Raw genomic sequence first — 13,177 nt, forward strand, 5'->3', positions numbered from 1 at the left:
GGCTGATCTCCTCCCTTGAGGAGGAGATGGCCAGCAGGCCAGTCCAGCCGCGCATGCTAAGCGTTGCCGATCAACACGCCCGCAGCAAAGACCAGCGCGCCGCCGAGGACCACCTGGAAGGCGGCGCGGAGGAAGGGGGTCTGCATGTAGCGGTTCTGGATGTAGGCGATGATCCAGAGCTCGAAGAACACCACGACCGCGGCGACCGTGGTCGCTGTCCAGAAATGTGGGATCAGGTAAGGCAGCGCGTGGCCAAGACCGCCGAGCGTGGTCATCAGGCCGGTGGTGATGCCGCGCTTGACCGGCGAACCGCGCCCCGACAGCTTGCCGTCGTCCGAGGCAACCTCTGTGAAGCCCATCGAGATGCCGGCGCCAATCGACGCGGCGAGCCCGACGAGAAAGGTCTGCCAGGTGTCGTGGGTGGCGAAGGCGGCGGCGAAGATCGGCGCCAGCGTCGACACCGAACCATCCATCAGCCCGGCGAGGCCCGGCTGGACATAGGTCAGGATGAACTGGCGCCGCTCGGCGAGCGTCTCCTTTTCGCTGACGTGCTCGGGCACGTGCTTTTCTTCAAGCTTCTGGGCGAGCGATTCATGGCTCTGCTCGGCGAGTGCTAAATCGTCGAGCAGCTTGCGGGTCGTGGCATCGCCCGTGCGCTTGGACGCCTCGACATAGAAGCGGTAGGCCTGCCGCTCCATCTGCTCGGCCTGCTCGCGCACCTTGTCGATGCCGAGCGGCCGCACCAGCCAGTCGGGCTTGCGCTCGTAGTAGCCGCGCACATGCTCGCGCCGGATCAGCGGAATGCGTTCGCCAAAGCGCTTGCGGTGCTGCTCGATGAGCTGGTCGCGATGGCCATCCTCCTCCTCGGCCATGTCCTCGAACACCTTGGCCGATTGCGGAAACTCGTCACGCAGCCCGTCGGCATAGGCGCGGTAGATGCGGCCGTCATCCTCCTCCGACGAAATGGCAAGAGCCAGGATCTCCTGCTCGGACAAGGAATCGAAAGCGCGGCGGCCGAAGCCGAAGACACGGGACAACATCTGCGAATCTTCCAGTTTAGAATAATTCTAAACTAGGCATTTGCCGCCTGTCGGTCAATGTGCGCAGGCTGCGTGTGATCGTTTTGCCGCATGTCAAAGAATGCTCGCGTCCCTTGTTATAGGGCAATGTGTGGCTATATAGCCTAATCTCACCCGATAGAAGGCCCGATAGAAGGAATGCACAATGGCGGCCAAGCAGCACGCGCATCACATCGACCCCAAGCCCGTGCTCGAGCTGATCGCCAGCATCGAAGCAGACCTTGCCCGCCTCAAGGGCATGCTCGAACCGCAGCCGGAACAATTCGACCCGGCCAACCCGCACAACAAGACCTGCGACGGCAAGCTGACGCCCGACGGCGTCGAATGCTGCTACCGCCTGTTCGACGAAGGCAAGTCGCGCTACTCGGTGGCCCAGGCGATGAAGATCTCGTTTGCCGCCGCGACGCACAGGTTCAATGCGTGGCGCAAGGCCGGCGGCGAGAGGCGGATACGGTCGTTGATGGGGTGAGGAGTGTTGGCCGCAGGCCAAGAAACGACGAACGCCCGGAGCCATAGCGGAGGGCCGCAGTGCCAAATCTCTTTCTTCGCCAAGCGCCCCTCTCCGGCCGCTACGCCGCCACCTCTCCCCCACTTCGTGAGGGAAAGGAATCGCCAACCTCATAGGCGCAGCCTCGCAGACCCTGAGCGCCTCGCCTCTACAAGGCGGCCACTACGGCATCTCATGCCCCGACAGAACCTGGGCAGCACCAGAAACTCCATTGCGGAAGGCGTCGTCGAAGCCGACGCCTGAAATGCCCCAGCGCGTCGCGGGCGGCGCGTCGGCGATGCGCCATTCGGCGACCCAGCCGGCAGGCTTGTTGTTCCAGACGATGGTACCGACAAGCGCCCTCTCGCCGCCGGCCATTCGAGCCAGAGTGCCTATGCGCGCCGGGTCGGCCTTTGCCAATACCGGGGCGCTGAGGCCCGCCAACATCAACTGCCGTTGCGACGGCAGCACAAGCGGCAGTGCCAGCTTGTCGGCAGCGCTGATCAGCGCTGTACGCATATCGTCGTCGCGCAGGCCAAGGCTGTCGCTGGCAAGCATGCTGGCACGCCCCTTCATGTCGCGGATGCCGATGACAGCGACGAGCCGCGGGCGCTTGAGCCAGGGCTCGCGCTCGATTGATTTCAGAAAGGCGTCAAGTTTTACCCGGTCGAAGACGCAGGTCAGGTCGTGCGGACGGTCGTAACTGCCCTGCTCGTCATGGATCGGCGTACCACTCATGCGATCGCGAAAGGCGTAGCTGGCAATCAGGTCGCCGGCGCGTCGGGCCTGTTCGGCAAGGTGCATTTCGTTGAGGAGCCTGGTGTCGCCGGTGACCCGGACCACGACATCGCGCAGGCAATTGGCAAAACCGATGTCGCGGCGCTCGGGCGCGGTGCCGCTGGTGATCGTCCCAACGGTATAGAGGTCGTCCGCCCTCGCCTGGCCGAGGCCAGCGATGAGCAGCAGGAGAGCTGTTAGCGCGTTGCGTAGTCCGCCGCGAAGCATGTGCCGCACCTTCCGCCGGGAGCCTGCAGCCTAGCAGAGCGAGGTGCGGCGCAAAAGCTTGCGGCGCCAGGCAGCTGCCAAGGCTGCTTCAGTCCAGCGTGCGGCGGAAGCGGAACAGAGCGAGGCCGGCGAAGACGGCGACGAACAGGCCGAGTATGGCGACTTCGGGGGCGATGGCCGGGAACTCGGCACCCTTCAGCATGACGGCACGGATGATGCGCAGGAAATGCGTCAGCGGCAGGATTTCGCCGAGCGCCTGGGCCCAGCCGGGCATGCCGCGATAGGGGAACATGAAGCCCGACAGCAGGATCGACGGCAGAAAGAAGAAGAAGGTCAGCTGCATGGCCTGCATCTGGGTGCGCGCGACCGTCGAGATGGTGTAGCCGAGCAGCACCAGCGCCAGTACGAAGACCAGGATGGCCGACAACAGCAGCGGCAGCGAGCCCATGAACGGGATGGAGAACAACAGCTTCGAGGCGACGAGCACGACCGTCACCTGGACGGCACCGACGACGAGGTAGGGCAGCACCTTGCCGAGCATGATCTCGGCCGGGCTCGCCGGCATGGCGAGCAGGTTTTCCATGGTGCCGCGCTCGGTTTCGCGCGTCAGCGCCATAGAGGTCATCATCACCATCGTCATCTGCAGGATGACGCCGAGCAGGCCGGGCACGATGTTGTATTGCGAGATGCCCTCGGGATTGTAGCGGCGGTGGACGACGACCTCGAGCTGGCCCTTGGCCGTCTCGGCGGATGCGGCTTCCATGCCCTGGGCGCGCAGCAGCGCCTGGTTGGCCACAGTACCCAGCGTCGATACGGCTCCGCTGGACGCCGAGGGATCGGTGGCGTCGGCCTCGATCAGGATCTGCGGCGCGTCGCCAGCGGCGACCCGGCGGCCGAAATCGGCGGGGATGGTGACGACGAAGGCGACCTCGCCGCTGGCCATCAGCTCTTCGGCCTCGGCCGCGGTCTCGGCGATGTGGTCGAAGCGGTAGTAGTTGGTGTTCTGCAGCGCCGAGACCATGGCACGGGTGTACTGGTCGTTGCTCGTCGCGACCAGGGCGGCCGGCAGGCTCTTGGGATCGCTGTTGATGGCAAAGCCGAACAGCACGAGTTGCATCAGCGGCACGCCGAGCATCATGGCGAAGGTGATGCGGTCGCGCCGCATCTGGATGAACTCCTTGGTCAGGAGCGCACCGAGCCGGGCGAAGGAAAAGATGCCGTTGGTGAGGCTTGTCATGACATGTTGTCCCTGGATGCGGCCATGAACTGGATGAACACGTCCTCCAGGCTGGTTTCGCCCGGTTCGACGGTCACGCCCTCGCTGCCGCTGATGTCGGCAAGGGCGGCTTCGAGCTTGTCGCGGTCCGAGCCGACGACGTGCAGTGTGGCGCCGAACGGGGCGACCTGGTCGATGCCGGGGCGGCCCTCAAGGGCCGCGGCAACCTGATCGAGGCGCGGGCCCGAAACGACGAAGGTAGTAAGCCCGGCGTTGCGCACGACGTCCTCGACGGTGCCCGACGCCAGCATCTTGCCATAGGAGATGTAGCTGATGCGGTGGCAGCGCTCGGCTTCGTCCATGTAGTGGGTCGACACCAGAACGGTCAGCCCGCCGCGCGCCAGCCGGTGGATCTCGTCCCAGAACTCGCGCCGCGCCTTGGGGTCGACACCGGCGGTGGGTTCGTCGAGCAGAAGCAGCTTCGGCTTGTGCATGATACAGGCAGCGAGCGCGAGGCGCTGCTTCCAGCCGCCCGACAGCGTGCCGGCAAGCTGGTTGCGGCGGCTGGTCAGGCCGAGTTCCTCGAGCGTTCGGGCGACATGCTCCTCGACCGGCTTGAGCTTGTACAGCCGGGCGACGAATTCGAGGTTTTCGCCGATCGTCAGGTCCTCGTAGAACGAGAACTTCTGCGTCATGTAGCCGACTTCGCGCTTGATCTTGAGGCTGTCGGTGCGCAGGTCGTAGCCCAGCACCTGGCCCTCGCCCTCGTCTGGGGTGAGCAGGCCGCACATGATGCGGATGGTGGTGGTCTTGCCCGAGCCGTTGGGCCCGAGGAAGCCGACGATCTCGCCTTCGGCGACCGTCATGGTGACATGGTCGACGACGGTCTTGTCGCCGAAGCGCTTGACCAGGTTTTTTACTTCGATGGCGTTCATTGGGTGCCGTAGGCAAAGCAGCAGGGGAATAGGGCATTAGGGCAGCAAAAGGCGCGCCTGACATATATTGCCCTACTGCCTTACTCCCCTACTCCCTTCTCAAGTGCCACATCAACGATCTGCCCCGGCTGCAGCACCGAGTTGGCGTCTTCGGGGCGGGCCTCGACGAGGTAGACGAGCTTCTGCCGGTTCTCGAGCGAGTAGATGACCGGCGGGGTGAATTCGGGATCGGGCGAGACGTAGCTGACCTTGGCCGTCAGCCCGTCGGCGCAGCCATCGCAGCGTACCGTGAGCCGGGTGCCGACGTGGACCGACGAAAACGCCGACTCGGGAATGAACAGCGTCAGCTTTACCGCACCGTCGGGCAGCACCGAAAGCACCGGCGACGACGGGCCGGCGGTGTCGCCGGCATTGCGGATGACGTCGTCGATGCGCCCGGCGGCGGGTGCCGTCAGCGTGCGCTTGGACAGGCGCCATTCGGCCTGGCCGAGCGCCGAGCGGGCCTGCTCGACCTGCTTTTCGGCGGCCTTGATCACCTCGCTGCGGGCCGGCAGGCGCCCGACGGCCAGATTGGCGGTGGCCTGGCCGAAGGCCGCCTGGGCAACCTCGAGCTTGGTGGTCGCATCGTCGAGCTGGGCCTGGGTGGCGATGGTGCGCCGGGCAAGGTCCTGCGTGCGGGTCAGGCTGCGCTGGGCGTCGTCGGCCTGGGCCTGGCTGGAGCGCACCGCAGCCTCAAGGGCAGCGATCTCGTCGGGCCGCTTGCCGATCTTGAGGTCGGCAAGCTGTGCCTCGGCCTGGGCAAGTGCAGCCTCGGCCTGGGTCACCGCGATCCTGGCGTCGCCGCTTTCAAGCGTGACGACGGGCTTGCCCGCTACAACACGGTCGCCGCGACGTACGGCAACGGTTTCGACCTGCGCGACCTCGATCGGGGCGAGCTGGACATAGTCGCCCTCGACATAGCCGACGGCGAGCGGTGCCGGGGCGGCGCAGGCCGAAAACAGCGATGCCGCAAAGGGAATGGAACAAAGGATGCTCATGGCTTTCCTGCCTTTCGCGCCGCAATGATGGCAGCGACGTTTTCCTTGGCGATGCCGATGACCTTGCCGACCTCGGCCGGACCGATGTCGGCCCAGTCCATGCGTCGCATGACGGCGGCACGGGCGATGCGGAAGTAGACAACCTGGCCGATCATCATGAAGACGCTGATCCTGACGCGCTCGCTCTCGGCCTCCTCGCCGGTGGCGGCTGCCCAGAGCTGGCACAGCCTGCGATGCACCGGCTCGAACACGCCGCTGTAGATGCGGTCGAGCGCGTCCGTCGGCGTCGACAGCTCCCGCAAGACGAACTGGACAATTTCGCCGGCCTCGGGGCGGGCGACCATGAAGCCGACCATGCGCTCCACCGCCGCCTCGATCTGCGCCTCGGCTTCCTCAGGCGTGGGAGCCTGCGGCAGGGCCGGCCCGGTGTTGCCGAGTGCTTGCCTGGCGACCGTCTGGATCGTGGTGACGACATGGTCGGCGGCGGCGAGCCTGAGACCCTCCTTGCCGCCGAAGTGATAGGCGATGGAGCCGATGTTGGCGTTGGCGGCGGTGGCGATCTCACGGGTCGAGGTGCCATCGAAGCCCTGGCGGCCAAACAGCTTCAGCGCAGCCATCACCAGGGCCATGCGGGTGGCGTCGGCGGCGGAGGGATTCTGCGGTGTCTGTGTCTTGCTCATGACGATGATTTAATCAATCGATTGATTAAAGTCAAGAGGAGTGTTGCGCGACAAGCGGCGCCGCGCTTTACTGAGGCCTATGGCCAAGGAAATCGAACGCAAGTTCCTGGTGAACGGACAGGAGTGGCGGAGCCTTGTCGAAGACAGGATCCGCATCCGGCAGTTCTATCTGGCGTCCAATGAAGGCCGCTCGGTGCGGCTGCGCATCTCGGATGGCGCGGTGGCGACGCTGACGCTGAAGTTCGGCCTGAGAGGCCGCGAGCGCGACGAATTCGAATACCAGGTGCCGCTCGCCGAGGCCGAGGAGATGATGGAATTCGCCATCGGCCGTGTCATCGAGAAGACACGTCACCATGTTAGCCATCGTGGCCGTCTCTATGAAATCGATGTGTTCGGCGGCGAACTGAGGGGGCTGATCATCGCGGAACTCGAGACGCCGGAGGATGTTCCGGCATCGGAACTGCCGGCATGGATCGGCCGCGAGGTGACCAGCGATCCGCGCTACTATAACGCGTCGCTCGCCCACAGCGACGACGTCCCGGAGGCCGTTGCATGAGCTTTCGCATCGATCCGCGCCTGGCGCTAACCGGCGAGACCCGCCGTATTGCCGGCGAAGAGATCGAAAAGATCGCCGCCCATCTGAATACTGCCCGTGACAATCCCGACAAGGCGCTGCACAAGGCCCGCAAGCGCATCAAGGCGCTGCGCGCGCTGCTGCATCTGGTCTGGCCGGGCGACGAGGCCTTCTGCCGCACTGAGAACGACCGCTACCGCGCCATTTCGGTGTCGATCGCAGCACCGCGCCAGGCCACCGCGCTGATCGAAACCATCGACCGTCTGGCCGAGGATTTCGCCGAGAACGCCGCCGATGCCGACCTGGCCGGGATCCGCACCATGCTGGTGCGCCATCGCGCTCTGGCCGGCCACGGCGACACAGGCTTGAGCGCGGTGCTCGACACCGCGATCGCCGAATGCCAGGCGGGCTTTGCGGCACTGCAGACGCTGGCCCTGCCCGACCTGCCGGAGAATGCCGCCGACGTGTTGGCCGACGGGGCACTGGCAACGCTCAGGCGGGCGCGCAAGGCGCTGCAGCAATCGCGCGAGCGCGGCGAAGCGGATGATTTCCACGACCTGCGCAAGGCGGTGAAACGGCATGCCGCCCACCTTTCCCTGCTGCGCAAGCTGTGGCCCTCGCCGGTCAAGCCACGCCGCGAGCGCGCCGAGGCGCTTGGCGAAAGCCTGGGCGAACTGCACGACGTGTTTGTCATGCGCCAGCTGATCGAGGCAGGCGAAGCCCCGTTCGACGGGCCGGAGCCGAAACATCTGGTCAGACTGCTGAAGCGCTCGGAGAAGGCGCTGCGCAAGCTGTGCCTTGCCGATGCCGCCGAACTGTTCGAGGACAAGCCCAGGCGCACGGCGCGCAGGCTGGCAAAGAAGGCCCGCAGCGACCTCGGCGAGAACATGGCGGAGACTGAAGTCGACTAGCATCCGCGGCGCTGGCATCGCCGGCCCGGCTCATGTTACGTCCTGTGCGTCATGACGCAAAAGACCGACACTCTGCTCGACCGTTTCGGCCGCTGGCTAGCCTCCCGGCTGCAGGTCGAATCCTCTGGCTACGAGCCCTACACACCATCGGACCCCGACACGCTGCGGCGGACGCTCGAACCGGGCGACATCCTGTTGATCGAAGGCAACCAGCGGATTTCGGCCGTCATCAAGTACCTGACCCAGTCGACCTGGTCGCATTCGGCACTCTATATAGGCGACGCGCTACCGAAGCCGACGGACGGCTCGGAGAGGCCGCGGTTGATCGAGGTCAATCTCGGCGAAGGCTGCGTTGCCGTGCCGCTGTCGAAGTACCGCACCTACAACACCCGCATCTGCCGGGCCAACGGCCTGTCACCCGAGGATCGCGACCATGTCGTCAGGTTCATGGTGCAGAGGCTCGGGCTGAAATACGACCTCAAGAACATCACCGACATGCTGCGTTATTTCATTCCGCGGCCGCCGGTGCCGGTGCGCTGGCGCCGTCGCATGCTGGCCTTCGGTTCAGGCGACCCAACGCGCGCCATCTGCTCGACGATGATTGCCGAAGCCTATGGCCAGATCCGCTATCCGATCCTGCCCGAGATCACGCGCGCGCCCGGCCGTGCCTCAGCGCAATCGACCTACATGCGGCAAGAGATCATGCACATCCGCCACCACTCGCTGTACACGCCGCGCGACTTCGACCTGTCGCCTTATTTCCGTATCGTCAAACCAACGCTGGAATACGGCTTCGACTACCGGCAGGTGACCTGGAGCGAGCAAGACAAAGCCAGCAACAGCTCGTAACCGGCCGCGAGCTCAATCTTCCTGTTCGGAGAAATCGTCGTCGAGGCGCTTTTCGAGGTCAACGAGGTCCTTGGGCAGCGGCAGGCCTTGGGCGCGCAACTCGCTCAGCTTCTCGCGCAGCTGCTCCTGCAATTCGTGCGAATCCTCTGGCTGGTTGACCATTTCCTGAAGCAGGACCGCTATCTGGGCCTTGATCTGTTCGAGCGCCATGGTCCGGTCCTCCGTGGTTGCAGTTCACCTCAGCATGCGCGAAATCAGCTGCGCCGTATAGTCGACCATCGGCACGATGCGGGCATAGTTGAGCCGGGTCGGCCCGATGACGCCGAGGGCGCCGACGACGCGGGCATCCTTGTCGCGATAAGGCGCGACAACGAGCGACGAGCCGGAGAGCGAAAACAGCCGGTTTTCCGAGCCGATGAAGATGCGCACGCCCGAGCCTTCCTCGGCGAGGTCGAGCAGCTGGATCAGCCCGTCCTGGGTTTCCATGTCCTCGAACAGGTGCTTGAGCAGTTCGATGTCGGCCTGGGCTGTGACGTTTTCGAGCAGGTTGGCACGGCCACGCACGATGAGGCGCGACGGCAGGCCGCTCTCCGCACCGGCCCAGACGGCAAGACCCTTTTCGACAAGGTCCTGCGACAGCGTGTCGAGGGCGGCCTTGGTCTCGTCCTTGATGCGGGCGATCTCTATCCGGGCCTCGGCCAGGGTGCGGCCGCGTATATGGGCGTTGAGGAAGTTGGACGCCTCGTGCAGTTGGGAGACGGTGACGCCGAGCGGCAGCTCGACGACACGGTTTTCGACGTCGCCGTTTTGCGACACCAGCACGGCCAGCGCCTTGGTCGGTTCGAGCTGGATGAACTCGATGTGCTTGAGCGCGACCTCGTTCTTGGCGGCGAGCACCAGGCCGGCACCGCGCGACATGCCCGACAGCATCTGGCTTGCCTCGGTCAGCATGTGCTCCAGCGTGGCGCCCTCGCCCGAAGCTTTGACCTGGGCCTCGATGACGCGGCGCTCGTCGTCGGACAGGTCGCCCAGCTCCATGAAGGCGTCGACGAAAAAGCGCAGGCCCTTCTGCGTCGGCAGGCGGCCGGCGGAGATGTGCGGAGCATAGACGAGGCCGAGATGCTCGAGGTCGCTCATCACGTTGCGCACTGTCGCCGGCGACAGCGACGAAGGCAGCATGCGCGACAAGTTGCGCGACCCCACCGGCTCACCATCCCTGAGGTAGGAATCGACGATGCGCCGGAAGATGTCGCGTGAGCGCATGTCGAGCGATTGCAGGCTGGGATCGGGCACCGCTTTGGTCATCTGCTTCATGGTCTCCGTCCAAAATGATATAGACCCCCGCAGCGCGAACACAACTGCTCCTGCAGCGGAACCGGTTTTCCTTTGCGCTGGTCCGGCCATGGAGCTACAAGCCGGCAACAATTCCGATTTCGCTATAGAAAGTAGCCGTATGCGCCCCTCCAAACGCCAATTCGACGAAATGCGCGCCATCTCCTTCGAGCGCAACGTGTCCAAGCATGCCGAAGGTTCGTGCCTGGTGAAGTTCGGCGACACCCATGTGCTGTGCACCGCAAGCCTGGAAGAGAAGGTGCCGGGCTGGATGCGCAACTCCGGCAAGGGCTGGGTGACGGCTGAATACGGCATGCTGCCGCGCTCGACCGGCGAACGCATGCGCCGCGAAGCCTCTTCCGGCAAGCAGGGCGGACGCACGCTGGAGATCCAGCGCCTGATCGGCCGCTCATTGCGCGCCGTCGTCGACATGGGCGCGCTCGGCGAACGCCAGATCACTGTCGACTGCGACGTCATCCAGGCCGATGGCGGCACCCGCACGGCCTCGATCACCGGCGCCTGGATCGCGCTTTACGACTGCCTGCGCTGGATGGAAGCACGCCAGATGGTCAGCGTCGACAAGGTGCTGAAGGACCATGTCGCGGCGATTTCCTGCGGCATCCATGACGGCCAGCCGGTCATCGACCTCGACTATCTCGAGGATTCCTCGGCCGGCACCGACGCCAATTTCGTCATGACCGGCAAGGGCGGCATCGTCGAGATCCAGGGCACCGCCGAAGGCACCCCGTTCTCCGAAGAAGAGTTCCTGCAGCTGATGGGCCTCGCCCGCAAGGGCATCACCCGTCTGGTCGACCTGCAGAAGATGGCGGTGGGCTGAGGCATAAGCCATGCGGCCGTCGGCGATCCTCGAATCCGCGCTCTACGTTACCGACCTCGACACTGCCGAGGCGTTCTACGGCGGGGTGATGGGGCTCGAAAGGATCGCCAAGGTGCCGGGGCGGCATGTGTTCTTCCGCTGCGGCCAGGGCGTGTTGCTGCTGTTCAACGCGGACGCGACGCGCCAGCCACTGAGGCCCGATGCCAGGCTGCCGGTGCCGCCGCATGGCACGACGGGACCGGGACATCTGTGCTTTTCGGCGACCGCCGAAGAAGTCGAGCAATGGAAGACAAGGCTCGAAGGCGAAGGCATCGCCATCGAAGCCGATTTCGAATGGCCGAATGGCGGCCGTTCCATCTATTTCCGTGATCCATCAGGCAATTCGCTTGAGATCGCCGAGCCGAAACTATGGGGCCTTTGATGCGCAAGCTTGCCGACAACGAGATCGTGATCGCCAGCCACAATGCCGGCAAGCTGCGTGAGTTCGCCGACCTGATGGCGCCGTTCGGCATCGGCGCCAAGTCGGCCAAGGAATACGGCCTGCCCGAGCCCGACGAGACCGGCACCACCTTCGAGGAGAATGCCTACATCAAGGCGCTGGCAGCGGCGACCGCGACCGGCCTGCCGGCGATGTCTGACGATTCAGGGCTTGTGGTCGATGCGCTCGACGGCGCGCCGGGCGTCTACACCGCCAACTGGGCCGAGAAGCCCGACGGCACGCGCGACTTCGCCATGGCGATGCAGCGCACCGAAGACGCCATGCAGGAGCGCGGCGCCAAGGCCGCCGAGCAGCGGACAGGCCGCTTCGTCGCCGTCATCTGCCTCGCCTGGCCCGACGGGCATGCCGAATATTTCCGCGGCGAGGCCGAGGGCAACCTGGTGTGGCCGCCGCGCGGCGAAAAGGGTTTTGGCTACGACCCGGTGTTCTTGCCTGAAGGCTTCGACAAGACCTTTGGCGAGATGAGTGCCGAGGAAAAGCACGGCTGGAAGCCGGGACAGGCCGACGCACTGTCGCACCGGGCGCGCGCCTTCCAGAAATTCGCCCGCGCCATGCTCGGTTCGGCCTGATGGCATTTGCGTCGCTCAACCGCGACCCAGGCTTCGGCGTCTATGTCCATTGGCCGTTCTGCGCGGCCAAGTGCCCTTACTGCGACTTCAACAGCCATGTCCGCCACCAGCCGGTAGACCAGGAGCGCTTTGCCCGCGCCTTTGAAACGGAGCTGGCGACGATGCGCGCGCGCACCGGTCCGCGCGAGGTGACGAGCATCTTCCTTGGCGGCGGCACGCCGTCGCTGATGCGGCCAGAGACTGTGGGCGCCGTGCTCGAGGCGATCGCCGCCAACTGGTCGGTCGCTGCCAATGCCGAAATCACGCTCGAGGCGAACCCCTCGTCGGTCGAGGCCGAACGTTTCCGCGGCTACCGCGCGGCGGGCGTCAACCGGGTATCGCTCGGCGTGCAGGCGCTCAACGACCAGGACCTGCGCTTCCTTGGCCGGCTGCATAATGTCGAGGAGGCGTTGCACGCCATCGGGCTGGCGCGCGAGATTTTTCCGCGCCTGTCATTCGACCTGATCTATGCCCGGCCGGGCCAGCAGCCCGACGCCTGGGCGGCGGAGCTGAAGCAGGCGATCGGCTATGCCGTCGACCATCTGTCGCTGTACCAGCTGACCATCGAGGAAGGCACGCGCTTCTTCCAGCTCTACAATGCCGGCAAGTTCGAGATCCCCGACGGCGAACATGCCGCCGAGCTGTATTCGATCACGCAAGAGGTGACGGCGGAGCACGGGCTGCCGGCCTACGAGATTTCCAACCACGCCAGACCAGGTGCTGAGAGCCGGCACAATCTGACCTACTGGCGCTACGGCGAATATGTCGGCGTCGGCCCCGGCGCACATGGCCGCTTCCTCGAGGAGGGCACGCGCATCGTCACCATCGCCGAGAAGTTGCCGGAGCGCTGGGTGGAGCTGGTCGAGGAGCGCGGCCACGGGGTGGTCGGCGGCGAGACGCTGAACCGCTCGGAAGAGGCCGACGAGTTCCTGCTGATGGGCCTCCGGCTGGTCGAGGGCATCGACCTCGCCCGCTACGAGCAGCTGTCCGGAAAGTCGCTGTCGACGGCGAGGCTGTCGATCCTGCAGGACGAAGGGCTGGTGGCGCCGATCGGCAATTCACGCCTGCGCGCCACGCCGGAGGGAATGATCGTGCTCGATGCGGTCGTCGCCGACCTGGCGCGGTAG

The 13,177-nt window shown here is 65.3% G+C and carries 16 protein-coding genes; 8 read left to right on the plus strand and 8 right to left on the minus strand.

The features are described 5' to 3' along the window. Positions 1-56: 56 nt before the first annotated feature. On the minus strand, positions 57-1,040 hold the full coding sequence (gene mbfA, locus IHE39_RS16025; RefSeq protein WP_184770084.1) for an iron exporter MbfA: 984 nt from the start codon (positions 1,038-1,040) through the stop codon (positions 57-59). A gap of 184 nt (positions 1,041-1,224) precedes the next feature. Between mbfA and IHE39_RS16030 the strand changes: the two genes are divergently transcribed. Then, positions 1,225-1,548 (plus strand): hypothetical protein, encoded by a 324-nt coding sequence (locus IHE39_RS16030; RefSeq protein ID WP_184770083.1) that lies wholly within the window; start codon positions 1,225-1,227, stop codon positions 1,546-1,548. 201 nt (positions 1,549-1,749) lie between these two features. On the opposite strand, the gene IHE39_RS16035 is transcribed toward IHE39_RS16030, so the two are convergent. The 5 genes from IHE39_RS16035 to IHE39_RS16055 form a co-directional block, all read right to left on the minus strand. Continuing rightward, positions 1,750-2,571: a DUF8605 domain-containing protein gene (locus IHE39_RS16035; RefSeq protein ID WP_192567136.1), complete on the minus strand. Its 822-nt coding sequence runs from the start codon at positions 2,569-2,571 to the stop codon at positions 1,750-1,752. An 88-nt stretch (positions 2,572-2,659) separates the two neighbouring features. Continuing rightward, the gene (locus IHE39_RS16040; protein WP_192567137.1) at positions 2,660-3,808 is read right to left on the minus strand and encodes an ABC transporter permease; all 1,149 of its coding nucleotides are present in this window, start codon (positions 3,806-3,808) and stop codon (positions 2,660-2,662) included. Then, positions 3,805-4,722, minus strand: coding sequence for an ABC transporter ATP-binding protein (locus IHE39_RS16045; protein WP_192567138.1), 918 nt, complete (start codon positions 4,720-4,722; stop codon positions 3,805-3,807). The genes IHE39_RS16040 and IHE39_RS16045 overlap by 4 nt, the downstream gene beginning before the upstream one ends. Before the next feature lie 80 nt (positions 4,723-4,802). Beyond that, on the minus strand, positions 4,803-5,759 hold the full coding sequence (locus IHE39_RS16050; RefSeq protein ID WP_192567139.1) for an HlyD family secretion protein: 957 nt from the start codon (positions 5,757-5,759) through the stop codon (positions 4,803-4,805). Further along, on the minus strand, positions 5,756-6,439 hold the full coding sequence (locus IHE39_RS16055; RefSeq protein WP_184770078.1) for a CerR family C-terminal domain-containing protein: 684 nt from the start codon (positions 6,437-6,439) through the stop codon (positions 5,756-5,758). The genes IHE39_RS16050 and IHE39_RS16055 overlap by 4 nt, the downstream gene beginning before the upstream one ends. A 79-nt stretch (positions 6,440-6,518) precedes the next feature. Here IHE39_RS16055 and IHE39_RS16060 point away from each other — a divergent pair, with 79 nt between their 5' ends. Genes IHE39_RS16060 through IHE39_RS16070 form a run of 3 tightly spaced genes read left to right on the plus strand, consistent with a single transcriptional unit; the run spans position 6,519 to position 8,773 of the window. After that, positions 6,519-6,995 carry a CYTH domain-containing protein gene (locus IHE39_RS16060; RefSeq protein ID WP_192567140.1) on the plus strand — a complete coding sequence of 159 codons (477 nt, stop codon included), beginning with the start codon at positions 6,519-6,521 and terminating at the stop codon, positions 6,993-6,995. Then, positions 6,992-7,924 carry a CHAD domain-containing protein gene (locus tag IHE39_RS16065; protein WP_192567141.1) on the plus strand — a complete coding sequence of 311 codons (933 nt, stop codon included), beginning with the start codon at positions 6,992-6,994 and terminating at the stop codon, positions 7,922-7,924. Before IHE39_RS16060 ends, IHE39_RS16065 begins: the two co-directional genes overlap by 4 nt. A gap of 51 nt (positions 7,925-7,975) precedes the next feature. Further along, on the plus strand, positions 7,976-8,773 hold the full coding sequence (locus IHE39_RS16070) for a YiiX/YebB-like N1pC/P60 family cysteine hydrolase (RefSeq protein WP_192567142.1): 798 nt from the start codon (positions 7,976-7,978) through the stop codon (positions 8,771-8,773). 12 nt (positions 8,774-8,785) lie between these two features. Here IHE39_RS16070 and IHE39_RS16075 read toward each other — a convergent pair whose 3' ends face one another. Both IHE39_RS16075 and hrcA read right to left on the minus strand, forming a co-directional pair. Continuing rightward, the gene (locus IHE39_RS16075) at positions 8,786-8,983 is read right to left on the minus strand and encodes a hypothetical protein (protein ID WP_192567143.1); all 198 of its coding nucleotides are present in this window, start codon (positions 8,981-8,983) and stop codon (positions 8,786-8,788) included. Positions 8,984-9,007: 24 nt separating this feature from the next. Beyond that, positions 9,008-10,078, minus strand: coding sequence for a heat-inducible transcriptional repressor HrcA (gene hrcA / locus IHE39_RS16080; protein ID WP_192567206.1), 1,071 nt, complete (start codon positions 10,076-10,078; stop codon positions 9,008-9,010). Positions 10,079-10,226: 148 nt separating this feature from the next. On the opposite strand from hrcA, the gene rph reads away from it, so the two are divergent. From rph to hemW, 4 genes are read left to right on the plus strand one after another with little or no spacing between them, the layout of a single operon-like run. After that, positions 10,227-10,943: a ribonuclease PH gene (gene rph / locus IHE39_RS16085; protein ID WP_184770074.1), complete on the plus strand. Its 717-nt coding sequence runs from the start codon at positions 10,227-10,229 to the stop codon at positions 10,941-10,943. Between the two features lie 10 nt (positions 10,944-10,953). Further along, entirely contained in the window at positions 10,954-11,364 is a 411-nt protein-coding gene (locus IHE39_RS16090; protein ID WP_184770073.1) for a VOC family protein, read from the plus strand. Further along, the gene (rdgB, locus tag IHE39_RS16095; protein ID WP_184770072.1) at positions 11,364-12,011 is read left to right on the plus strand and encodes an RdgB/HAM1 family non-canonical purine NTP pyrophosphatase; all 648 of its coding nucleotides are present in this window, start codon (positions 11,364-11,366) and stop codon (positions 12,009-12,011) included. The genes IHE39_RS16090 and rdgB overlap by 1 nt, the downstream gene beginning before the upstream one ends. Beyond that, entirely contained in the window at positions 12,011-13,177 is a 1,167-nt protein-coding gene (gene hemW, locus IHE39_RS16100) for a radical SAM family heme chaperone HemW (protein WP_192567144.1), read from the plus strand. Before rdgB ends, hemW begins: the two co-directional genes overlap by 1 nt.

It is taken from the genome of Aminobacter carboxidus (assembly GCF_014863355.1).
Taxonomy (GTDB): domain Bacteria; phylum Pseudomonadota; class Alphaproteobacteria; order Rhizobiales; family Rhizobiaceae; genus Aminobacter; species Aminobacter carboxidus.